Source organism: Streptococcus cristatus, assembly GCF_001578775.1.
GTDB lineage: Bacteria > Bacillota > Bacilli > Lactobacillales > Streptococcaceae > Streptococcus > Streptococcus cristatus_A.
Genome location: NZ_KQ969062.1, coordinates 1,549,973 through 1,571,996, shown reverse-complemented (window position 1 = coordinate 1,571,996; position 22,024 = coordinate 1,549,973). Strand labels below are relative to the sequence as shown.

Genomic DNA, 22,024 nt, shown 5'->3' with positions numbered 1-22,024 from the left:
CCTGATAGACCTGACAGGAAAGCCAAGTTTCAAAAATAGAAAAAAACACCTAGATCCTGCAGTAAGCTGCCTGCTTCTAGGTGTTTTGCTTTACTTATCAAACTGCACTTCCTCAATCAGGTACTCGATAAATTTTTCTCCCATTTTGGACAGGCTGGCTTTTTCGTGCTGGATATAGACCAGCTCGATCGGGTCGTCGATGTCCAGAGGGATGGAGACGATGTTGTCGCCATTGAGGTTGCTGTTGAGGATGCCGGTGGCAATGGTGTAGCCGTCCAGACCGATCAAGAGATTAAAGAGCGTTGCCCGGTCGCTGACTACGATGGATTTCTTATGGTGCTCCTGAGAGAGAATTTCCTCAGAAAAGTAGAAGGAGTTGTGAGTCCCTTGGTCATAGCTGAGATAGGGGAAATTCTCCAAATCCGCCAGCTGGACCAGTTTTTTCTTGGCCAGCGGATTGGACTTGCTGACAAAGATATGGGGCTGGGCTGTGAAAAGATGGGTGGCAATCAGGTGATTGTCGTCCAGCATCTTGGACAGGACATCGCGGTTGTAGCTGTTGAGAAAGAGGACGCCAATCTCGCTGCGGAAGTTTTTGACATCATCGATGATTTCCCAGGTCCGGGTCTCCCGCAGAAAGAGCTCGTATTTTTCCATGTCGCTTTTCTTGAGCAGGGAGACAAAGGCATTGACCACAAAGGCATAGTGCTGGGAGGAGACGCTGAAGAGCTCGCGGTTGGCTACCGGGTTTTTATAGCGTTCCTCCAAGAGCTGGGTCTGCTCGACCACCTGACGGGCATAGGACAGAAACTCCATGCCGTCCTTGGTCAGGGTAATGCCCTTGGGATTGCGGATAAAAATTTCAATGCCCATCTCGTTTTCCAGATCCCGCACCGCGTTGGACAGGCTGGGCTGGGTGATGAAGAGCTGCTTGGCAGCTTCGTTCATGCTGCCGGTTTCGACGATTTTGATAATATAGTGTAACTGTTGAATTCTCATAGGTCTATTTTATCACAAACTGGGGATTTTTTCCTGATAAATCAGAAGTTTAGCAAATGTTTGCTTGCTAAAGTTTCCTATGCTAAAATGAAGGAAATAAGGAGGGCGATATGGCCAAAGATGCTGACTATAAAAAGCGTTCAGTAGTTGGACCGATTCCTATTTTTATAGTATTTTTGACAATTTGCTTAATGATTCCACTTGGGAAGGTGATGATCATGTGGGGGATTAAGTCTGCTTATGAGGGACTTGAGCGAAGCAGTGTGTCTTCAACTGTTCGTCAAAAGTCACCAGAGGAGCTTAAGCTAGAAGAGAAAGTTTTAGAGAGAGGAAACCATCGTTTTACATGGACAACTGATGAAATCCTCAATCTGCAAATTAAGGATACCGCTGCTGGTCAAAACGGAGCTTCTCTGGATCAAATCCTTGAAAAGCATGGCAAGGCTTCAAGCTTTTTTTATACTGAGAGCAATGGAAATATTGAATTAAACTATACAAGTGAGATTATTCAAGGCCGTCATAGTCATTTAAGGTTGACATTTGAAAAAGATGGAGCAGGTTATCATCTCATTGGTAAGAGAGCGAATATTCTTGATGAGGCTTATCCAAGTTTGCCTCAGGGAGATAGTCTCCATCTCTGGACCAAGGCTGATATTGCTGCTTTACAAGTTGGTGACGAGAGCACAGACCATCCTGGTATGTCCTATGAAGAAATCGTCCAATTATTTGGTCTACCTAAAGAATCAGAAGTTGTTATTTCTCACTTGGATGTGGCAGATAGTCAGCATATTGGCTTGGAACTCAAATACTTAACATCAGATCAAGTCTATGATAATGAATGGGTTCATTTAATCTTTCATCGTCAAGAAGATGGCGTCTTTCGGTTGACGACAGTTACTAGTCATATCGATAGAAGAGAAAGATAGGGAGGTTGATGTTCTCCTTAGGCAGACAAAGCAAGCAGAAAAGACGGGGAATTTGTGCTTTCTTTTGTATAAACAGACTGAAGTACATTTTGCAATCTCGATCTATTCGTGATATGATGAATTTTTAGACTGATAAGGAGTAGTGATGAAGAGACAAGAAGATTCGTTTGAAGATATTGCTTTTGAGTTAGAAAAGCAAACCTATAAGTCCAAGTTTTTGCCATTCATGGTAGTAGCTATTGTTGTATTTTCTATTATTGGAACAGTTTTTTTAACACTTTCTCTGTCAGAAAAAAGCAAAGCTAAGCAGGTGCCAACTCCGTCCAGCCAGATTAGTTCGTCATCAAATAGTTTGGAAGATGAGAAAGCTGAAGCAGAACAATTCGCTAAAAGTCTTATCGTTTCTCCAGAAAAAAACGGTCCCTTTCTTTGGACAGTTGAAAAGGCAGTCGCGCTTCCCATAAACAAACACAAGGGCGGAGCCGTCTTGGAAGATGTTTTAAAGGAATTTGGGAAACCAGTTCAAGGTGGGGCCTGGATTGATTTTTTGCCAAATCATAAAGTTCAAAAACATATTCGCCTTATCTGGGAATCGAAAAATGGTAGTATGGGCTATGTATCTTTAACCTTTGCTGAATTTGATGGTGTCTATAAGCTCATTTCAAAATACCATTTTAGCCTTTCAAGTGATAAAATTCAGGTGGATAACAATCCTAAAAGACCCTTTTTATGGACGCAAGCATACATCGATAGTCTTGTTATTGGTGCTAGAGAAGGAACAGCTAAAGGTACACCATATGATGAGATTGTTTTAAAAGTCGGCTTACCTCTATATCAGACGATTTCTGGAGACGACAATCAACTGAAGATGCGGGTTGATTATGTTAATCCGCATTCTTGGCAAAATCCAGAACAATTGAAAAGAGTTCATTTAGAATTCTACAAGCAAGGAGATGGTAGATGGCGTTTGGTGTCTAAAGAAAGTGAGTAAACTAAATCGATAAGAAAGAGGAGGAAAATGAGGAGAAGTAGCAAGAAAAAACGTGATCTTCATTCGTTTAGAGAGATCAAAAGAGACCTTTATTGTCAACAAAAGCTAAAACGAGAAGAGCTCAGAATGATGACGATGAAGGAGGAGAAAAAAAGAATTAGCTTGGCTTTTACCCTTCTTTGTTTGGCAATCTCTTTTGCTTTGTTCTTTGGCTTCTATTATTTATCGCAACAGGTTCCTAATAAAACTGAATTGAAGTACAAATATGACGATAAATCCTCGTCAGTTAGTGGAGACAGCTCAGCTAGTCGGCAAGATGATGATGAATCAAAATTGACCCAAGAACAAAAGGAGCTGAAAAAGAAAATTGTTGAGGAAGATGAAGAGAAGTTTGCTTTTAATTGGACATTGGATAATTTTGTAGAACTCAAAATAGCAAAAGTTGGTGAGTGGGAAAATAATCCGACTTTGGAAGAGGTTATTACGAAATATGGTAAGGGTTCAGCTGTGAGTTTTGCTACAAAAGGATTGACACTAACTTATAAGACAAGAATTATAGATATTCCGAGATATGGCTCATCGGGACATCCTCAGGAAATCAATTTGGTTTTTTATGACCCTGATTCGAATGGCAAGAACTATTATTTGATAAGTAAAAGTGCAGTATATTTAGATGACAGTAACTATCCTTCAGCGACAAAAGATGAATTTGTCTTTAAGTGGAAGCCAGAAGATATGGATACATTGACAGTGGGTGATAGTCAATATGGAAAAGGCGGGATGACATATCAAGAGGTTGTTGAGCGTTTCGGACTTCCTTCAGAACTTAATATTTATGGAAGTGGCATGAGCGATATCCCCTTATCACTACGGGCCAATTATAGAAACTTTCGAAATAGAGAACGAAAATATGATTCAGTAACCTTGATTTTCAAGCGGCAGGAAGATGGCAGTTTTTATCTGGCAAATGCAAATAGTGAATTTGATAAGAGCTGGTAAGACTGTGATTCCTGATAGAACATTTGAAAGTTCTAATGTTTTTTCTGTCTTGACATTCCTCATCTCTAACGATATAATGTTTACAATTTAACCTTTAATCAAGTCCAGTGAGGCTGCAAGGTAGGAAAAACGGTATAAGGGGCAATTTGACTGCCTCGTTTTTTGCAAAACCTTGCTGCGGCGAGGTTTTTTCTTGTAGAAAGTGAGGTTGTCATGGTTAGTGACAGTTGCAAAAAGAGATTTGGCAAGATTATGCTGGAGCAGATGGAGCTGCTGGAGCAAGTAGAAATTGCGCCTCAGATTTTTTCGATGCGCCTGAGAGGCCAGATGGTGAGTCAGATGCAGGTTGGGCAATTCCTGCATATCCGAGTGCCAGATGATAGCAAGGTCCTGCGGCGTCCGATTTCCATATCGGAGATTGATCGGGAGCGGCAAATCTGCCGGATTATTTATCGGGTCGAAGGTGGCGGGACGGCCCTATTCTCTCAGCTTCCTGTCGGTAGCTATCTTGATGTCATGGGGCCTCAGGGAAATGGCTTTGATTTGTCTCCGGTAGAAAAGGGTGACAAGGTCTTGATTATTGGTGGTGGTATCGGTGTGCCTCCTCTCTTGCAAACGGCTAAAGAACTGCATGCTAAGGGTGCCCACGTTACAGCAGTATTAGGTTTTGCCAATCAATCTGCGGTTATTTTGGAAGAAGAATTTCGTGAGTGTAGTCAGTTGTTTATCACTACAGATGATGGCAGTTACGGACGAAAAGGCTATGTATCAACCATTGTCGATGAGCTGACAGAAGAGTTTGCAGCGGTCTATTCTTGTGGGGCGCCCGGTATGCTCCAGTATGTGGATCGGAAATTTCACGATCATCCCCATGCCTATCTATCAATGGAGTCTCGGATGGCTTGTGGTATGGGTGCCTGCTATGCCTGCGTCGTTCATGTAGCAGGTCAGGATGAGGCGGTCAATAAGCGGGTTTGCGAAGACGGTCCAGTTTTTGAGACTGGGACCATTGTGCTTTAGGAGGATAAGGAAATGACTGAAAATCGTTTGAAAATTTCTTTGCCAGGATTAGAGCTGAAAAATCCAATCATTCCAGCTTCAGGCTGTTTTGGCTTTGGCCAAGAATATGCCAAATACTATGATTTGGATCTACTGGGCTCTATCATGATCAAGGCGACGACGCAACATCCCCGCTTTGGCAATCCAACGCCCCGTGTGGCTGAGACGCCAGCTGGCATGCTCAATGCTATCGGACTCCAAAATCCAGGTGTCGATGCCGTTTTGGCTGAAAAACTTCCTTGGCTGGCTCAGCACTATCCAGATTTGCCAATTATTGCCAATGTGGCTGGTTTTTCCAATGAAGAATATGCTTATGTATCTGAGAAAATTTCCCAAGCTCCCAATGTCAAAGCGATTGAGCTCAATATTTCCTGCCCCAATGTGGATCATGGCAATGCGGGTCTTTTAATCGGGCAAGTTCCTGATCTAGCCTATGAAGCGGTAAAAGCAGCAGTTGCTGCCTCCCAAGTCCCAGTCTATGTCAAATTGACCCCCAGCGTAGCAGATATTACCCAAGTGGCCAAGGCGGCAGAAGATGCGGGCGCGAGCGGACTGACTATGATCAATACCTTGGTGGGAATGCGTTTCGACTTGAAAACGAAGCGGCCAATCATTGCCAATGGAACGGGAGGCATGTCTGGTCCAGCTGTCTTTCCTGTGGCGCTCAAGCTGATTCGTCAGGTCGCGCAGTTTACCAAACTGCCAATCATCGGCATGGGGGGAGTTGACTCGGCAGAGGCAGCGCTGGAGATGTTTATCGCTGGTGCATCGGCTATCGGCGTCGGAACAGCGAATTTTACCGACCCGTATGCCTGTCCTAACATTATAGAAAAGCTTCCGCAAGTCATGGATAAATACGGCATTGAAAGCTTAGAAAGCTTGAGAAAAGAAGTCAGAGAAAATTTGCTTTAAGCTTGATTTTCTCTTGACAAACTTCCCAGTAAATTATAGAATGTTTAAGACAAAACCTTTAAAGAAGTCCAGAGAGGCTCTAAGGCGCATACGTTTAAAATGGCAGATTTTGCCACATTTTCGTGTAACCTTGCTCTCGGGCAAGGTTTTTTCTATGATTGTAATTATCTTTATAGTAAGTAAAAAGCAAGGAGAAGAACTGCATGCGTGAAGAACGTCCTATTATCGCCCTAGACTTTCCATCTTTTGATGATGTCAAGAACTTTCTGGAGCATTTTCCTGAAGATGAAAAGCTGTACGTCAAGATCGGCATGGAATTCTTTTATGCCATTGGTCCAGAAATTGTGCATTATCTGAAAGGCTTGGGACATAGCATTTTCCTCGATTTGAAATTGCACGACATCCCTAATACCGTGCGTTCAGCTATGTCTGTTTTGGGAACATTTGGCATTGATATGGTGACGGTTCACGCAGCTGGCGGCGTTGAGATGATGCGGGAGGCCAAAAAAGTTCTCGGTGACAATGCGAAGCTAGTAGCGGTGACCCAGTTGACTTCGACCAGTGAAGAAGATATGCGCGACTGCCAAAATATCCAAACAACCGTGCAGGAATCGGTTGTTAATTATGCCCGCAAAGCCAAGGAAGCTGGGCTGGATGGGGTTGTTTGCTCAGCCTTGGAAGTTGAGCTCATCAAGGCAGCTACAGCGGACGATTTTCTTTGCGTGACACCGGGTATCCGGCCGGCCGGTGCTGAAATCGGTGACCAAAAGCGGGTTATGACACCGCAGGAAGCCCATCAGATTGGCAGTAATTACATTGTGGTTGGTCGCCCGATCATTCAGGCTGAGAATCCTTGGGATGCTTATCACGAAATTAAGAAACAGTGGAATAGCTAAATAAGAATTTTAAATGGAACGAATAACAGATTTATAAGGAGTAAAAAATGACTTTAGCCAACGATATTGCACGCGACTTGTTGAAAATCAAAGCAGTTTACTTGAAACCGGAGGAGCCTTTTACTTGGGCTTCTGGGATTAAATCACCGATTTACACAGATAACCGAGTGACTTTGGCCTACCCAGAGACTCGGACTTTGATCGAAAATGGCTTTGTCGAAAAGATTCGTGCAGAATTTCCTGAAGTGGAAGTGATTGCGGGCACGGCAACGGCGGGCATTCCTCACGGTGCTATCATTGCCGACAAGATGAATCTGCCTTTTGCCTATATCCGTAGCAAACCCAAAGATCACGGAGCGGGCAATCAGATTGAAGGCCGAGTGGCTCCTGGTCAAAAGATGGTTGTGATTGAAGATTTGATTTCCACTGGTGGCTCTGTCTTGGATGCTATCGCGGCAGCTAAGCGTGAAGGAGCAGATGTAATCGGTGCCGCAGCTATCTTCACCTACGAATTGCCAAAGGCAGATAAGAACTTTGCGGATGCAGGCGTGAAGTTGGTGACCTTGTCTAACTACACAGAGCTTATCCACCTGGCTGAGCAAGAAGGCTACATCAATGCAGACGGATTGACTTTGCTGAAGAAGTTTAAAGACGATCAAGAAAACTGGCAAAATTAAGAAAGTACGAGGAGGCGGGACTAGCATGTTCCTGTCTCCTTTTTAGGATTTACTTGACCTCTGCCCACTTTTTAAAATAGCAAAAAGTGGCTGATTTTGTTATAATAAAGCCATGTCTAAGATTTATCATATCACTTTTTTGATTCTGCAAAAAATCATGCTGGTATTGAGTCTTCATTGGCTGTTTACAGCTATTTTTCATGTATCGCAGTTGAGTAGCTTGGCTCTGATTTTGTTTGGAGTCTTGGCAATCCTAGCGAATCGCTATCGGTTTCAGCTTAAAAAGTCTTATCATTTTCTCATGAGGCACAAGCTGGCTATTGCTTTGGCAGCTCTCCTTTTTCAGCTTATCGTGCTCTTATCGGCTGAGCTTTTGATTCGACGGGACGCGGCAGTGGTTTTCACAGGGGCTTTCAAGTACCTGAAGGAGTCCTCTATTTCCAGCTATCTGACGCGCAATCCTAATAATCTGCCACTCTTTCTCTATGAGCGTTTTTTCTTTAACCTTTTTGGTGAAGCAGCGCTCTGGATTATGCAGGGACTCAATCTTTTTTACGTCAATATTGCGACTTGGATCCTCTACAAAGGCTGTCAGCGATACTTTTCGCAGGCTACAGCAGATGCGGTTTTTAGCTTTTATGTGGCCTTGGTCGGATTTTCGCCTTACTACATGTCCATGTACACGGACATTCCTCCCTTGCCTTTGATTAGTCTACAGATTTTTCTGGCTCTGAGTCTGTTGGAAAATAAGGCGAATAGTCGCCAAATCATTGCTAGAAGCCTTATATTAGGGATTCTGACCAGTCTTGCCTTTTTGATCCGTCCGACAGTGATGATTCTGTTGATTGCTGTTTTTGGAGTTTTGTTTTTGAGACAGAACTGGAAAAAGTTTTTCTTGACTGCGGCGGTCTTTGGCCTAAGCTTTTCAGCAGGCTACCTTTCACTTCATTATAGTCTGGCTCACCAGACAGAAGTGCCGATCATCCAAGGTGAAGGACTGGCCAAAGGGCCACTGCTGTTCATTAATCTGGGCCTAACCAATATCGGTCATGATCAGGAAGACATGAAGGAAGGGCTCTTGCAATACGTGGAACCTGACAAGCGGGCTGACTACAATAATGGCATGTTTGCAAGGGAAAATGTCATCAAAGAAATCAAGCGTCGTTTGAAAGAATACACTCCGCTGACCTTTCTACAGCACCTGTATTATAAACACTCTTTGACAGTTGCTGAAGGAAACTTGGGCTGGCTCTATCGCAGTGTTGAAAATGAAAAGACGCCATATATTTCACCGCTTTATGAGTTCACAAAAGACAATGCATTCGCCCAGTTTGTCCGTGATTTCTTCCTCAATTCTGATAAGGATAGTTTTCGATTTTATTCGCTGCTCAAGCAGGCAGTTTGGATTATTATGGCTTTGGGTCTTGTATTTGCCCTCTGGAAATACCGACCAAATGATTCCTTGAATTTCTTAAGTTTGGCAGTTTTCGGTGGCCTCCTCTTTTTGCAAATTTTCGAAGGAGGGAAGACCCGTTATCTGATTCAGTTTTTGCCACAGATTTTGATTCTGTCAGCTGTGGGGTTGACTCAATATCCGCTAGACTTGACTCGCATGAAATTTTGGAAAAAGAAGGTCTAACTAGACTTGTCAGCTTAGTTGCCCATAGGTATGGAATGTAAAATAAAAAGGAGACAGATATGCAGCATTCAGCTTGGCACGCTTTGATTAAGGAGCAGCTGCCAGAAGGTTATTTTGCAAAAATCAATCGTTTTTTAGACGAAGTGTATGCTTCGGGAACCATTTACCCACCGCGGGAAAAGGTGTTTAATGCGATTCAGACGACAGATTTAGCGGATGTTAAGGTGGTTATTTTGGGGCAGGATCCCTACCACGGACCGAGACAGGCGCAAGGCTTGAGTTTTTCGGTGCCTGATGACATTCCAGCCCCGCCTTCTTTGCAGAATATTCTCAAAGAATTGGCCGATGATATCGGCGTGAAAGAGTCGCATGATTTGACTTCCTGGGCTGAGCAAGGAGTTCTCTTACTAAATGCTGGTCTGACAGTGCCTGCTGGCCAGGCCAATGCCCATGCTGGCTTAATCTGGGAGCCTTTTACAGATGCTATTATCAAGGTCGTCAATGCAAAGTCGGATCCAGTTGTCTTTATACTCTGGGGATCTTACGCCCGCAAGAAAAAATCCTTGATAAGCAATTCCCAACATTTGATTATCGAGTCAGCTCACCCAAGTCCGCTGTCTGCGTATCGTGGTTTCTTTGGCAGCAAACCCTTTTCGCGGACCAATGATTTCTTGGTGGCTAAGGGCTTGGAACCTATCGATTGGTTAGCATAGGAGGTAGTATGGTTCAGTTAGCAACGATTTGTTATATCGATAATGGCCGTGAGCTTCTCATGCTGCACCGCAACAAAAAGCCCAACGATGTTCATGCTGGGAAATGGATTGGAGTCGGTGGTAAGTTAGAGCGAGGAGAAACCCCGCAGGAATGCGCGGCACGCGAGATTTTAGAGGAGACAGGGCTAAAGGCCAAGCCTGTCCTCAAGGGCATCATCACTTTTCCGGAGTTTACTCCCAATTTGGACTGGTACACCTATGTCTTTAAGGTGACGGAGTTTGAGGGGGAACTGATTGACTGCAATGAAGGGACTTTGGAATGGGTGCCCTATGATCAGGTTTTGTCTAAACCAACCTGGGAAGGCGATCATACCTTTGTTGAGTGGCTTTTAGAAGACAAGCCTTTCTTTTCAGCCAAATTTGTTTATGCTGGTGATAAACTGCTCGACACGCAGGTCGATTTTTACGAATAAAGGAGATACAAAATGCTACTAATCAAGAATGGCCGTGTAATGGATCCTAAGTCTGGTCTGGATCAAGTGTGCGATGTGCTGGTGGAGGGCAAGAAAATTGTCAAAATTGGCCAAAATCTGAAAGCGGCTGATGCCCAAGTCCTAGATGCTAGTGGTTTGGTCGTTGCTCCTGGTCTGGTTGACATTCACGTTCACTTCCGGGAGCCGGGTCAGACCCATAAAGAAGACATTCACACAGGAGCTTTGGCAGCAGCAGCAGGTGGCTTTACGACTGTTGTTATGATGGCCAATACCAATCCGACCATTTCTACAGTTGAAACCCTGCAGGAAGTGCTAGAGTCGGCTAGTCGCGAAAATATCCATATCAAGTCGGTCGCGACAATCACAGAGAATTTCGATGGGCAGCATTTGATAGACTTTAAAGCTCTCTTGGATATTGGTGCGGTTGGCTTCTCAGATGACGGAATTCCGCTGACTAACGCTGGGATTGTCCGCCAAGCCCTGATAGAAGCACGTAAAAACGATACTTTTATTAGCTTGCACGAGGAAGATCCTAATCTCAACGGCATCCTTGGTTTCAATGAGCATATTGCCAAAGAGCATTTTCATATCTGTGGCGCGACAGGTGTGGCAGAATACAGTATGATTGCCCGTGATGTTATGATTGCTTATGATGCCAAGGCTCATGTGCATATCCAGCATTTGTCCAAGGCTGAGAGTGTAAAGGTAGTGGAATTCGCTCAGAAGCTAGGTGCTCAAGTCACCGCTGAAGCAGCACCTCAGCACTTCTCTAAGACAGAAGCATTGCTATTGACCAAGGGCAGCAATGCTAAGATGAATCCACCTCTGCGATTAGAATCGGACCGTCTGGCGGTTATTGAGGGACTCAAGTCTGGTGTCATTTCTGTCATTGCAACGGACCATGCTCCACATCATGCTGACGAGAAAAATGTGGCGGATATTACCAAGGCGCCGTCTGGTATGACTGGTCTTGAGACCTCGCTTTCTCTAGGGCTGACCTATCTGGTAGAAGCAGGGCATCTTAGCCTCATGGAGCTTTTAGAGAAGATGACGGTCAATCCAGCTAGTCTCTATGATTTTAATGCTGGTTTTCTAGCCGAAGAAGGCCCAGCGGATATCACTATTTTTGATCCTAAAGCTGACCGTCTGGTTTCCGACCACTTTGCCTCCAAGGCAGCCAATTCACCTTTTGTTGGCGAAGAGCTGAAAGGCCAAGTCAAATATACTATCTGCGATGGAGAAGTCGTCTTCCAAGCCTAGCAGATATTCATAGAAATTCAACGTTCCATTTCGTTTTGGAACGTTTTTCGTATTAAGAAGAAGGATTCTTTGAAATGGCATTCCCTTTTTACAATAAAAACAGTATAATAATAGAAAAAACATAGACTGGAGCTTTTATTTATGAAAAAGAAGCATCTTATTTTACCTGTTTTGTCTACGGTTCTGTTGGCACCTGCCTTTTTGGACCATCAAGTTGCTGCGGATGAGGTTCAGCCAGCAACTGCTGTGGCAAATGTGAACGAACCAGCTCAAAAACCGGCTGAAACGGATTTGGCACAAGCAGGTGGAGTTTCTGCCGATGAAGCTAGCGTAAATGCGGTCATCGCAGCTAATGCTCAAGATGTATCAGGAGCGTCTGACACAAGCTTGCCTGAAGCTACCATTCTTCATACAAACGATGTGCACGGTCGTATCGTCGAAGAAAAAGGTGTTATCGGAGATGCCAAACTTGCAACAGTTATCAAGGAAGAACGTGCAAAAAATCCTCAAACGCTGGTCGTAGATGCAGGAGATGCTTTCCAAGGTCTGCCAATTTCTAATAGCTCCAAAGGGGAAGAACGCGCGAAGATCCTCAATGAAATCGGTTATGATGCCATGGCGGTCGGAAACCATGAATTTGACTTTGGTTTGGATGAGGCTAAAAAATATAAAGAAATCCTTAATTTCCCACTTCTCAGTGCTAATACCTATGCCAACAATGCCCGTGTGTTCCAAGCATCAACCATTGTGGACAAGGATAAGAATGTAGAAGGTGATGAATTTGTCGTAATCGGGGTGACCACTCCTGAGACAGCTACAAAAACGCACCCAAAAAATATTCAAGGTGTGACTTTCGCGGATCCAATCACAGAGGTTAATCGGGTGATTGACGAAGTTGAAGCGCGTGCAGCAGCTGAAGGCAAGACTTACAAAAATTATGTCGTTCTGGCTCACTTGGGTGTGGATACTACGACACCAGTTGAATGGCGCGGTTCTACCTTGGCTGAAGCCCTTTCTAAAAATGCCAAGCTGAAGGGCAAGCGCGTTACAGTGATTGACGGCCATTCTCACACAGTAGAGTCCACTACTTACGGTGAAAATGTGACCTACAACCAGACTGGTAGCTATTTGCACAATATCGGTAAAGTTACTTTCAAGGCTAACCAACTTCTGGGCGATCCTCAGCAAATCCCAGCTGCAATAGCTAAAAAAGCTAGTCCAGACCCAGTTGTAGCAGAGATGGTCAAGAAAATTAAGGAAAAATACGATGCAGAAAATGCCAAGGTGATCGTGGCCAAGAGCCCTGTGGAGCTTAACGGGGACCGTGAAAATGTCCGCGTTCGAGAAACCAATCTGGGAAATGTGGTAGCAGATGCCCTTTACAAATACGGCCAAACAGGCTTTGCCAACAAAACAGACTTGGTTGTGACTAATGGTGGCGGCTTACGGGAAACCATTGCCAAAGACAAGCCAATCACAAAGGGAAGTGTCATCGCTGTATTGCCTTTTGGAAATACTATTTCACAAATCAAGGTAACCGGTCAGAATATCGCAGATATGTTTGCCAAATCTTTGGGCTCAATCCTTCAAGAAAAAGATGGAAAACCTGTCTTGGATGAAAACGGCCAACCATTGCTAGAGCCAAGCGGCGGTTTCTTGCAAGTTTCTGGTGCTAAAGTTTACTATGACACAACTCTGCCAGCAGAGAAACGGATCCTTCGCATTGAAATCAAAAACAAAGAAACAGGTGCTTATGAAGCCCTTGACTTGGCTAAGACCTACTACCTGACAACCAATGACTTCCTAGCAGCTGGTGGTGATGGTTATACTATGCTGGGTGGTGCGCGTGAGGAAGGTCCATCTATGGACGTGGCCTTTGCAGAATATCTGGAAAGTGCAGATTTGACAGCCTATGCAGCAATCAATCCAAATTCTCGCACGATTTCTATGTCTGCTAGCAAGGATACAGATGGAGATGGTTACACAGATATCGAGGAAATCCAGCAGTGCACTGATCCAAAAGATGCCGCTTCTAAGCCTGGACAAAGCAATCCAGCAAACCCAACCAATCCGACTAACCCAGCAAATCCTACCAACCCAACTAATCCAACAGTTCCAACAAGACCAAGCAATCCAGTAGTTCCTAGCCAACCTAATCATCCAGTTGTGCCTGAGACAAAACCACAAGAACAACCTGCTGTTGAGAAGCCAAATACAGCTCAGCCAGCAGCTAATAAGGTAACTTATCAAGCTCCAGCACAGGTTCGTCCGACAGGACCAACAAGCAAACAAGGCACTCTTCCGAAAACAGGAAGCAAGAATCCTTTCCTTCTTTCTATGTTTGGCTTGGTATTCGGAATGCTGGGTGCAGCAGGCCTGAAAAAAACTCAAAAAGATTAAAAAATAAGCTCGTTTCGACGAGCCTATTTTTTTGGATTTTGCTTGGTTAGGTTAATGCCCCAAGGGATTAGGTTTTCAGTTTTATTTCGAATCCGCTGGATATTGTCCCGATGACGAAGGATGATAATAGCCGCTAAGAGGATGATAATCAGGGTAAAGAGGAAATCATAGCTTGGTAAGAGAAAGCCTAAAGCAGGAAAAATCAAGACAGACAGGATAGCCACGCTTGCAGAAATCACACTGGCGAGGGAAATCATACTTCCCAGATAGAGGGTTGTCACAAAGACCAATATCAGATAGACAAAGAAAGCAGGTGAGAAGCCCAGAACAGCTCCTGCACTAGTCGCCACGGCTTTGCCGCCCTTGAAGCCAGCAAAGATTGGAAAGGTATGGCCAATCACGGCCAAGAGGCCAAAAATCAGTGGTGAAATCCCTTCAATATGCAGGAAAAGCGGCAGCAGCGTTGCCAGTGTACCCTTGAAAAAGTCAATGGCAAAAGTGGCAGTGCCGGCCGTCTTTCCCAAAATACGGAAAGTATTGGTCGTGCCAGTATTGCCACTGCCGTATTCGCGGAGGTTCTTTTTAAAGAAAATCTGTCCAATCCACAAACCTGTCGGAATGGAGCCCAGTAAATATGCTAGTAATAATCCAATTATCGTGTTCATCATGATTTTATTATACCATGATTTGGAACTTGGACAAAGAACTATGATAAGAATATTTTAAGTGAATTGTCTAGTCTGACGCTTACAGCTAGGTTGCCTTTCTCCAAAATCACTTAAAATCCAGATTCTATCAGCCTTTAAAGGGGATTTTGTAGAAAAAAACTTTGCAAAATTTACTAAAAACTTGTAAGATAATAAGGATGACTATCATGCAGGAGGTTCCTTGTGGCAAAAAAGGAAATCAATATTAACAATTACAATGACGATGCCATTCAGGTATTAGAAGGGTTGGATGCAGTCCGCAAACGTCCAGGGATGTATATCGGATCAACCGACGGCGCAGGACTGCACCACTTGGTCTGGGAAATCGTCGACAATGCGGTGGATGAGGCCCTGTCAGGCTTTGGCGACCGCATTGATGTGACCATCAATAAAGACGGCTCTGTGACCGTGGCTGACCATGGCCGGGGCATGCCGGTCGGGATGCACGCTACGGGAATCCCAACCGTTGAGGTCATTTTCACCGTTCTCCACGCCGGCGGTAAGTTCGGTCAGGGCGGATACAAGACTTCGGGCGGACTCCACGGGGTCGGCTCCTCGGTCGTTAATGCCCTGTCCAGTTGGCTGGAAGTGGAGATTACCCGCGATGGAGCAGTCTACCGGCAGCGTTTTGAAAATGGCGGTAAGCCCGTTACCACGCTTAAGAAAGTTGGCACGGCGCCTAAGTCCAAGTCGGGTACTAAGGTGACCTTTATGCCCGACGACAGCATATTCTCAACCATTGATTTTAAGTACAATCTGATTGCTGAGCGGCTCAATGAGTCCGCCTTCCTGCTCAAAAATGTCCATCTGTCGCTTACCGACGAGCGCAGCGGTGAAAAGGCAGAATTTCACTATGAAAACGGCGTTCAGGACTTTGTCAGCTACCTCAATGAAGACAAGGAAACCCTGACTCCGGTCCTCTATTTTGAGGGAGAGGAAGGTGGATTCCAAGTTGAAGTTGCTCTCCAGTACAATGATGGTTATTCGGATAACATCTTATCGTTTGTCAATAACGTCCGCACTAAAGACGGCGGGACGCATGAGACTGGACTCAAGACCGCTATCACCAAGGCTATGAATGACTATGCCAGAAAGACCGGTCTGCTCAAGGAAAAGGACAAAAATCTGGAAGGCTCGGACTACCGCGAAGGTCTGGCTGCTGTCCTGTCCATCTTGGTGCCGGAAGAGCATTTGCAGTTTGAGGGTCAGACCAAGGACAAGCTAGGTAGTCCGCTGGCCCGTCCTGCGGTGGACTCCATTGTGTCCGACAAGCTGACCTTCTTCCTCTTGGAAAATGGCGAGCTGGCCTCCAATCTTATCCGCAAGGCTATCAAGGCCAGAGATGCCAGAGAAGCGGCCCGCAAGGCGCGTGATGAAAGCCGGAATGGCAAGAAAAACAAGAAAGACAAGGGCCTCCTGTCCGGCAAGCTGACTCCGGCCCAGTCTAAGAATGCGGCCAAAAATGAACTCTATCTGGTCGAGGGGGACTCTGCCGGCGGCTCTGCCAAGCAGGGACGGGACCGCAAGTTTCAGGCCATCCTGCCCCTGCGCGGTAAGGTCATCAATACGGCCAAGGCAAAAATGGCCGACATTCTCAAAAACGAAGAAATCAATACCATGATCTACACCATTGGTGCAGGAGTTGGCTCAGACTTCTCGCTGGAAGATGCTAACTATGACAAGATTATCATCATGACTGATGCCGATACAGACGGTGCTCATATCCAGACTCTGCTTCTGACCTTTTTCTACCGCTATATGCGCCCGCTGGTCGAGGCCGGCCGCGTCTATATCGCCCTGCCGCCTCTCTACAAGATGTCCAAGGGCAAGGGCAAGAGCGAAGTCGTCGAGTATGCCTGGACCGATGGCGAGCTGGACGACCTGCGCAGGAAATTCGGCAAAGGCGCCATGCTCCAGCGCTACAAGGGCCTTGGTGAAATGAACGCCGACCAGCTCTGGGAAACGACCATGAATCCTGACACCCGTACCCTCATCCGCGTCACCATCGAAGACCTGGCCCGCGCCGAACGCCGCGTCTCCGTCCTCATGGGCGACAAGGTCGAACCCCGCCGCAAGTGGATTGAGGATAATGTTAAGTTTACGCTTGAGGAGAGTGGGGAGATGGTGTTTTGATGTGGCTGTTTCATAATAAAGGAGCAAAACGCAAATGAAAAAATTATCATATATCCTAGGGATTCTAGGAATCATTATTTTTATTGGAGGATGTAGCATAAACAAACAAACGCAGGATGAAAAGCTTAAGGAAGAAATGCTTAGGGTTGTCAAGAGTGAGGAGGTAAAAAAAATGTCTGAAGAAGCGATTAAGAATATTGATGATAAAGCTTTTACAGACGATGGTATCATTAAAAGTTATAAAATAGATTATGATAGTGTTTCTCGTAATCCAATGGGTGGGATTCAATTTAATGTAATTATTAATAACAATCCAAAATTAAAAATTTTTGGAGGAGTTGATAAAAATTCAGATGGTGCATTAGAAAGTCATTTTGGTGGCTATTCTGCAGACTTGGATCAATCACTTGAGGAACTCAAATGAAAAAAATATCATATATTCTAGGAATTCTAGGAATCATTATTTTAATAGGAGGCTGCAGTATGAACAAACAAACGCAGGAAGAAAAATTAAGGGAAGAAATGCTTAAGGTTGTAAAAAGTGATGAGGCGAAAGAGGTATTTGAGAGGACGATTAAAAATATTGATCCAATTGCTTTTTCAGATCAAGGTGTAATACAATCTTATGATATTGATTATGATTCAATCAAACATAATCCAATGGGTGGCATTAGTGTAAAAATAATTATTAATAAAAACAAAGAGTTGTATATACAAAACATACTAGAAAAAGAAACTAATGGAAAACTAAGAAATGCTTCGGGGAGTTCATCAGTTGAACTTGATAAATTATTGGAGGCAAAAGAATGAGTGTATATAGCGACAGAGATAGATTAGACATTGCAAGACAAGAATATTCTGCCTCAATAGAGTTAGAATTGGACGATAGCTGTCTATGAGAGCTTTTGCGAATGTGAAACAAGAAATATTCCTCATCAGATTTTCTGACAAGCTTCTTCAGGGCTTGAAAGAGTCCGTCCGATTTTCTGACGAAGCCTTTCATGGCAAATTCTGTTTGGCAGAAAATCTGGCGAGCATTTCTTGAGTGAAAGACGAACGTTTGTTTTTCTGCCGAGCTCTGGCAAGAGTAAAAAACTTTTTCAGAAAATCTGACCAAGTAAAAACAAATTAAATTTAAAAAATTAGGAGATTGTAAAAATGAAAAGAATTTATGGAATTACCAGTGTAGACGTTAGAACTTTAGAAAACAACGAATTTTTCCAGCTCATGTCCGAGAGTCGGAGCGAGGTTGCGGCATTTATCAAGGAAAATAAGGTGGATGGCATTTACACGACTAAGCTGGATGAGATGGACAAACTTCTGGAACAGCTGCAGGGCGGGCTTCATCAGACCAAGTCCAGCAAGCTAGTGGCTAGTCTGGATCAGGCTGACCGTGAGCGTGACGATGCTTTGGCTACGCTCCAGTCTTTGGTTCGGGCCTTTGCACGGGTCAAGGATGCAGCGACCAAGGAAGCTTATGAGACCCTGTCTCAGCTCCTGAAAAACTACACTGGTCTAGCTGCAACTAGCTTGGAAAAGGAGACCGAGGGCATCAACCACCTACTCCAGGAGCTGAAAAAGCCGGCCAGCCAAGCGGCCCTGGCTAAGCTTCACTTAGAGAGCCATGTCGAGCATCTGGCCGCAGCCCAGAAGGCCTTTGACAAGGCCTACAAGGAGCGCCTGACCGAGCTCAAGGGCAAGTCACCAAGCCAGAATAAGACCGTCCGCCTCAAGCTGCAAGAAATCTATGATTTTCTGGTGGACTTCACTGCAATCATTGCCTACGCTTATCCCGAAAGAACGCACGTGGTCAATCTCCGCGACCACCTCAACACCATCCGCAGTCGCTACAAAAAACGCAAACCTGCTAAGAAGGTGAAAGAAGAAGTGGTGGAGGCGAACTAGCAACTTCTGACGAAAGGAGACAGCCAATGACTCTTGACAATAAACTGGGCATAACTGATTCACTGGAACTAGCAAAGATGGAAGAAAAGATCAGTAAAGCCCGTGCCAAACAGCTTTTTGAAGAGCAGCTTTTGGACAGCAAGCCGGCTGGCACTTATGAGACTCTGACCTTTATTCATAAATTCTTGTTTGAAGAAATCTATGACTTTGCTGGCCAGATTCGCACGGTTAATCTTGCCAAAGGGGCTTTCCGCTTTGCGCCTGTCATGTATCTGGCAGCTTCTTTGGAAAATATCGACCGCATGCCTCAGCAGACCTTTGACCAAATCATCGAAAAGTATGTTGAGCTAAATATCGCCCACCCTTTCCGAGAGGGGATGGCAGAAGTATGAGGCTGTGGCTGGACCATCTGCTCAAGGCTGAGCTGGAGCAGGTCATCGACTGGTCCCAAGTCGACAAGGAAGACTACCTCCTAGCCATGGAACGCAGCCCCATTCGAGATACAGAGATTAAGCATGTCCTCAAGCAAGCCCTCACAAAGGACATTCATAACCGCAACCTCTACATGAAAGGTGTTGATCATAGCTATTACTATGAAGGCTACAGTCTTTACCGGACTGGGGAGCTTTAAATGGAAAACTAATTCCCAGCTCTGCTGATTAAAAACGAAAACGTAGTTTTCGCTAATATAGGCGATACTCTCCGCCGTGGTGAAAAGAGTGACGCAGTCACTCGGGGGAGACTTAAAAGACCTTGGGCTTTTAAGCTAGCAATGAAACGACGAAGTCGTTTGCTTGCGACCCCACCACTTAAGGAGAGTATCAAAAAAGAAAACATTTAAAAAAGAGAAATATTATGAGTAATATTCAAAACATGTCCCTCGAGGACATCATGGGAGAGCGCTTCGGTCGCTACTCCAAATACATTATTCAAGAGCGGGCCTTGCCGGACATTCGCGATGGCTTGAAGCCTGTTCAGCGCCGTATTCTTTATTCCATGAATAAGGACGGCAACACCTTTGACAAGGGCTACCGCAAGTCGGCCAAGTCGGTCGGGAACATCATGGGGAATTTCCACCCCCACGGTGACAGCTCCATCTACGACGCCATGGTTCGCATGTCTCAGGACTGGAAAAACCGTGAGATTCTTGTTGAGATGCACGGAAACAACGGCTCCATGGACGGCGATCCGCCGGCGGCCATGCGGTATACCGAGGCGCGGCTGTCTGAGATGGCCGGCTATCTCCTGCAGGATATTGAGAAGGACACGGTGCCTTTTGCCTGGAACTTTGACGACACGGAGAAGGAGCCGACCGTTCTGCCGGCTGCCTTTCCCAATCTTTTGGTTAACGGAGCAACTGGGATTTCCGCTGGTTATGCGACGGACATTCCGCCTCATAATCTAGCCGAAGTCATTGACGCGGTCATCTATCTGATTGACCATCCGTCTGCCAAGGTGGACAAGCTCATGGACTTTCTGCCTGGGCCGGACTTTCCGACAGGGGCCATAGTCCAAGGCCGGGATGAGATTAAGAAAGCTTATGAGACTGGAAAAGGTCGCGTCGTGGTACGCTCTAGAACTGAGATTGAAAAGCTAAAGGGCGGTAAAGAGCAAATCGTCATCACCGAGATTCCTTATGAGATTAATAAGGCGGTCTTGGTCAAGAAGATTGACGATGTTCGGGTCAATAACAAGGTGGCCGGCATTGCCGAGGTGCGGGACGAGTCCGACCGGGACGGCCTGCGCATTGCTATCGAGCTTAAGAAAGATGCCAATACTGAGCTGATTCTCAATTACCTTTTCAAATACACTGACCTGCAGATTAACTACAATTTCAACATGGTGGCTATTGACAATTTCACGCCGCGTTTAGTTGGGATTGTGCCCATTCTGACCAGCTACATTGCTCACCGCAAGGAGATTATCCTGGCCCGCAGCCGCTTTGACAAGGCCAAGGCTGAGAAACGCCTGCATATCGTGGAAGGACTGATTCGGGTCATTTCCATCTTGGATGAGGTGATTGCCCTGATTCGTGCTTCCGAAAACAAAGCAGACGCCAAGGAAAATCTGAAAGTCAGCTATGATTTTACTGAGGAGCAGGCTGAGGCTATCGTCACTCTCCAACTCTACCGTTTGACCAATACAGACGTAGTGGTTCTGGAAGAGGAAGAAGCAGAGCTCCGCGAGAAGATTGCCATGCTGGCTGCTATTATCGGTGATGAGCGCACCATGTATAATCTTATGAAGCGAGAGCTACGCGACGTCAAGAAGAAGTTTGGCAATCCTCGTCTCAGTGAGCTGCAGGATACGGCAAACGCTATTGAGATTGATACGGCTAGTCTGATTGTTGAGGAAGAGACCTATGTCAGCGTGACACGTTCTGGTTATATCAAGCGGACCAGTCCGCGTTCCTTCTCTGCTTCGACACTGGAGGAAATGGGCAAGCGTGATGATGACCGACTGATTTTCGTCAGTCCAGCCAAGACGACTCAGCATTTATTGATTTTCACCAGTCTTGGAAATGTTATTTACCGGCTTGTTCATGAACTATCAGATATCCGCTGGAAAGAAATCGGAGAACACCTCAGCCAGACCATCAATAACTTCGATACCAAAGAAGAAGTTATCTATGCAGAGTTGCTGGACAGCTTTGAGGAAGGCACTTACTTTGCAGCGACCAAACTGGGACAAATCAAGAGAGTGGAGCGCAAGGAGTTCAGTCCTTGGCGGACCTACAAGTCCAAGTCGCTTAAGTTTGCCAAACTAAAAAATGAAGACGATCAGGTCATTGCTCTAGCACCGATTAAGCTGGATGATGTTATGCTCGTGACTAGGAATGGCTATGCCCTGCGCTTCAATATTGAGGAAGTACCTGTCATCGGAGCTAAAGCAGCTGGGGTTAAAGCCATCAACCTCAAGAAAGACGATGTCCTAGCAGCAGCCTTTATTGCCAATACTGACTCGCTTTACATCCTGACTCAGCGCGGTTCGCTCAAGCGTATGGCAGTCGCAGATTTTCCTGTTACCAGTCGGGCAAATCGCGGTCTTCAAGTTTTGAGAGAGCTTAAAACTAAGCCCCATCGTGTTTTCGCAGCTGGTCCAGTCTATGGCCAAGCAGTGGACTTCGACCTCTTTACTACCGAAGCAGAAGCCAGTGAGCAGCAGATTTTGCAGGTGCTTTCCAATAAAGGAACTGCCTATGAAATCAATCTAGCTGATCTTAGCCTGTCTGAGCGCACCAGCAACGGCAGCTTCATTTCTGATACCATTTCAGACGAAGAAGTCTTCTCGGCTTATATCAAGTAATCAACAAG

Annotated in this window: 19 protein-coding genes and 1 pseudogene; 18 read left to right on the top strand and 2 right to left on the bottom strand. The window is 45.3% G+C overall.

The window, feature by feature from the left end; all coding sequences use genetic code 11:
* Window positions 1–90: 90 nt before the first annotated feature.
* Window positions 91–999, bottom strand: a complete 909-nt coding sequence (locus tag SCRDD08_RS07685) for a LysR family transcriptional regulator (protein ID WP_061423112.1) — start codon at window positions 997–999, stop codon at window positions 91–93.
* 110 nt (window positions 1,000–1,109) lie between these two features.
* Between SCRDD08_RS07685 and SCRDD08_RS07680 the strand changes: the two genes are divergently transcribed.
* From SCRDD08_RS07680 to nt5e, 12 genes are all read left to right on the top strand, one after another.
* Entirely contained in the window at window positions 1,110–1,925 is an 816-nt protein-coding gene (locus tag SCRDD08_RS07680) for a hypothetical protein (RefSeq protein ID WP_061423111.1), read from the top strand.
* 145 nt (window positions 1,926–2,070) lie between these two features.
* Window positions 2,071–2,916 carry a hypothetical protein gene (locus tag SCRDD08_RS07675; RefSeq protein ID WP_061423110.1) on the top strand — a complete coding sequence of 282 codons (846 nt, stop codon included), beginning with the start codon at window positions 2,071–2,073 and terminating at the stop codon, window positions 2,914–2,916.
* A 27-nt stretch (window positions 2,917–2,943) separates the two neighbouring features.
* Complete coding sequence (locus tag SCRDD08_RS07670; RefSeq protein ID WP_061423109.1) at window positions 2,944–3,915, top strand: hypothetical protein; 972 nt, start codon at window positions 2,944–2,946, stop codon at window positions 3,913–3,915.
* 213 nt (window positions 3,916–4,128) lie between these two features.
* Complete coding sequence (locus tag SCRDD08_RS07665) at window positions 4,129–4,935, top strand: dihydroorotate dehydrogenase electron transfer subunit (protein ID WP_061423281.1); 807 nt, start codon at window positions 4,129–4,131, stop codon at window positions 4,933–4,935.
* Window positions 4,936–4,947: 12 nt separating this feature from the next.
* Entirely contained in the window at window positions 4,948–5,886 is a 939-nt protein-coding gene (locus SCRDD08_RS07660; RefSeq protein ID WP_061423108.1) for a dihydroorotate dehydrogenase, read from the top strand.
* 203 nt (window positions 5,887–6,089) lie between these two features.
* A complete protein-coding gene (pyrF, locus tag SCRDD08_RS07655; protein ID WP_005589646.1) occupies window positions 6,090–6,782 on the top strand; it encodes an orotidine-5'-phosphate decarboxylase in 693 nt (230 codons plus the stop codon).
* A gap of 47 nt (window positions 6,783–6,829) precedes the next feature.
* On the top strand, window positions 6,830–7,459 hold the full coding sequence (gene pyrE / locus SCRDD08_RS07650) for an orotate phosphoribosyltransferase (RefSeq protein ID WP_061423107.1): 630 nt from the start codon (window positions 6,830–6,832) through the stop codon (window positions 7,457–7,459).
* Between the two features lie 112 nt (window positions 7,460–7,571).
* A complete protein-coding gene (locus tag SCRDD08_RS07645; protein ID WP_061423106.1) occupies window positions 7,572–9,098 on the top strand; it encodes a glycosyltransferase family 39 protein in 1,527 nt (508 codons plus the stop codon).
* Between the two features lie 59 nt (window positions 9,099–9,157).
* A complete protein-coding gene (locus SCRDD08_RS07640) occupies window positions 9,158–9,811 on the top strand; it encodes a uracil-DNA glycosylase (RefSeq protein ID WP_061423105.1) in 654 nt (217 codons plus the stop codon).
* A gap of 8 nt (window positions 9,812–9,819) precedes the next feature.
* A complete protein-coding gene (locus tag SCRDD08_RS07635) occupies window positions 9,820–10,284 on the top strand; it encodes an NUDIX hydrolase (protein WP_061423104.1) in 465 nt (154 codons plus the stop codon).
* Window positions 10,285–10,296: 12 nt separating this feature from the next.
* Window positions 10,297–11,565 (top strand): dihydroorotase, encoded by a 1,269-nt coding sequence (locus SCRDD08_RS07630; RefSeq protein ID WP_061423103.1) that lies wholly within the window; start codon window positions 10,297–10,299, stop codon window positions 11,563–11,565.
* 141 nt (window positions 11,566–11,706) lie between these two features.
* A complete protein-coding gene (nt5e, locus tag SCRDD08_RS07625; protein ID WP_061423102.1) occupies window positions 11,707–13,965 on the top strand; it encodes a cell surface ecto-5'-nucleotidase Nt5e in 2,259 nt (752 codons plus the stop codon).
* 23 nt (window positions 13,966–13,988) lie between these two features.
* Here nt5e and plsY read toward each other — a convergent pair whose 3' ends face one another.
* On the bottom strand, window positions 13,989–14,633 hold the full coding sequence (plsY, locus tag SCRDD08_RS07620; RefSeq protein ID WP_061423101.1) for a glycerol-3-phosphate 1-O-acyltransferase PlsY: 645 nt from the start codon (window positions 14,631–14,633) through the stop codon (window positions 13,989–13,991).
* Between the two features lie 222 nt (window positions 14,634–14,855).
* On the opposite strand from plsY, the gene parE reads away from it, so the two are divergent.
* The 6 genes and pseudogenes from parE to parC all read left to right on the top strand — a co-directional run bounded on the left by parE (window position 14,856) and on the right by parC (window position 22,016).
* Entirely contained in the window at window positions 14,856–16,805 is a 1,950-nt protein-coding gene (gene parE, locus SCRDD08_RS07615; protein WP_061423100.1) for a DNA topoisomerase IV subunit B, read from the top strand.
* A 34-nt stretch (window positions 16,806–16,839) separates the two neighbouring features.
* Window positions 16,840–17,229, top strand: a complete 390-nt coding sequence (locus tag SCRDD08_RS07610; RefSeq protein ID WP_061423099.1) for a DUF1310 family protein — start codon at window positions 16,840–16,842, stop codon at window positions 17,227–17,229.
* On the top strand, window positions 17,226–17,615 hold the full coding sequence (locus SCRDD08_RS07605; RefSeq protein WP_061423098.1) for a DUF1310 family protein: 390 nt from the start codon (window positions 17,226–17,228) through the stop codon (window positions 17,613–17,615). The genes SCRDD08_RS07610 and SCRDD08_RS07605 overlap by 4 nt, the downstream gene beginning before the upstream one ends.
* Before the next feature lie 348 nt (window positions 17,616–17,963).
* Window positions 17,964–18,710 carry a DUF6261 family protein gene (locus tag SCRDD08_RS07600; protein ID WP_061423097.1) on the top strand — a complete coding sequence of 249 codons (747 nt, stop codon included), beginning with the start codon at window positions 17,964–17,966 and terminating at the stop codon, window positions 18,708–18,710.
* A 26-nt stretch (window positions 18,711–18,736) separates the two neighbouring features.
* A pseudogene (gene fic / locus SCRDD08_RS07595) lies at window positions 18,737–19,341 on the top strand (protein adenylyltransferase Fic).
* A 224-nt stretch (window positions 19,342–19,565) separates the two neighbouring features.
* Window positions 19,566–22,016, top strand: a complete 2,451-nt coding sequence (gene parC / locus SCRDD08_RS07590; RefSeq protein WP_061423096.1) for a DNA topoisomerase IV subunit A — start codon at window positions 19,566–19,568, stop codon at window positions 22,014–22,016.
* The last annotated feature ends 8 nt before the right edge of the window (window positions 22,017–22,024 follow it).

What these genes read in the sequence shown, in the direction of transcription:
- SCRDD08_RS07635 (WP_061423104.1), top strand. Translation starts at nt 9,820, where the DNA reads ATGGTTCAGTTAGCAACGATTTGTTATATCGATAATGGCCGTGAGCTT.
- SCRDD08_RS07640 (WP_061423105.1), top strand. Translation starts at nt 9,158, where the DNA reads ATGCAGCATTCAGCTTGGCACGCTTTGATTAAGGAGCAGCTGCCAGAA.
- SCRDD08_RS07675 (WP_061423110.1), top strand. Translation starts at nt 2,071, where the DNA reads ATGAAGAGACAAGAAGATTCGTTTGAAGATATTGCTTTTGAGTTAGAA.
- SCRDD08_RS07660 (WP_061423108.1), top strand. Translation starts at nt 4,948, where the DNA reads ATGACTGAAAATCGTTTGAAAATTTCTTTGCCAGGATTAGAGCTGAAA.
- SCRDD08_RS07645 (WP_061423106.1), top strand. Translation starts at nt 7,572, where the DNA reads ATGTCTAAGATTTATCATATCACTTTTTTGATTCTGCAAAAAATCATG.
- pyrF (WP_005589646.1), top strand. Translation starts at nt 6,090, where the DNA reads ATGCGTGAAGAACGTCCTATTATCGCCCTAGACTTTCCATCTTTTGAT.
- SCRDD08_RS07665 (WP_061423281.1), top strand. Translation starts at nt 4,129, where the DNA reads ATGGTTAGTGACAGTTGCAAAAAGAGATTTGGCAAGATTATGCTGGAG.
- pyrE (WP_061423107.1), top strand. Translation starts at nt 6,830, where the DNA reads ATGACTTTAGCCAACGATATTGCACGCGACTTGTTGAAAATCAAAGCA.
- SCRDD08_RS07605 (WP_061423098.1), top strand. Translation starts at nt 17,226, where the DNA reads ATGAAAAAAATATCATATATTCTAGGAATTCTAGGAATCATTATTTTA.
- nt5e (WP_061423102.1), top strand. Translation starts at nt 11,707, where the DNA reads ATGAAAAAGAAGCATCTTATTTTACCTGTTTTGTCTACGGTTCTGTTG.
- parC (WP_061423096.1), top strand. Translation starts at nt 19,566, where the DNA reads ATGAGTAATATTCAAAACATGTCCCTCGAGGACATCATGGGAGAGCGC.
- SCRDD08_RS07670 (WP_061423109.1), top strand. Translation starts at nt 2,944, where the DNA reads ATGAGGAGAAGTAGCAAGAAAAAACGTGATCTTCATTCGTTTAGAGAG.
- SCRDD08_RS07610 (WP_061423099.1), top strand. Translation starts at nt 16,840, where the DNA reads ATGAAAAAATTATCATATATCCTAGGGATTCTAGGAATCATTATTTTT.
- SCRDD08_RS07600 (WP_061423097.1), top strand. Translation starts at nt 17,964, where the DNA reads ATGAAAAGAATTTATGGAATTACCAGTGTAGACGTTAGAACTTTAGAA.
- SCRDD08_RS07680 (WP_061423111.1), top strand. Translation starts at nt 1,110, where the DNA reads ATGGCCAAAGATGCTGACTATAAAAAGCGTTCAGTAGTTGGACCGATT.
- SCRDD08_RS07630 (WP_061423103.1), top strand. Translation starts at nt 10,297, where the DNA reads ATGCTACTAATCAAGAATGGCCGTGTAATGGATCCTAAGTCTGGTCTG.
- plsY (WP_061423101.1), bottom strand. Translation starts at nt 14,633, where the DNA reads ATGATGAACACGATAATTGGATTATTACTAGCATATTTACTGGGCTCC.
- SCRDD08_RS07685 (WP_061423112.1), bottom strand. Translation starts at nt 999, where the DNA reads ATGAGAATTCAACAGTTACACTATATTATCAAAATCGTCGAAACCGGC.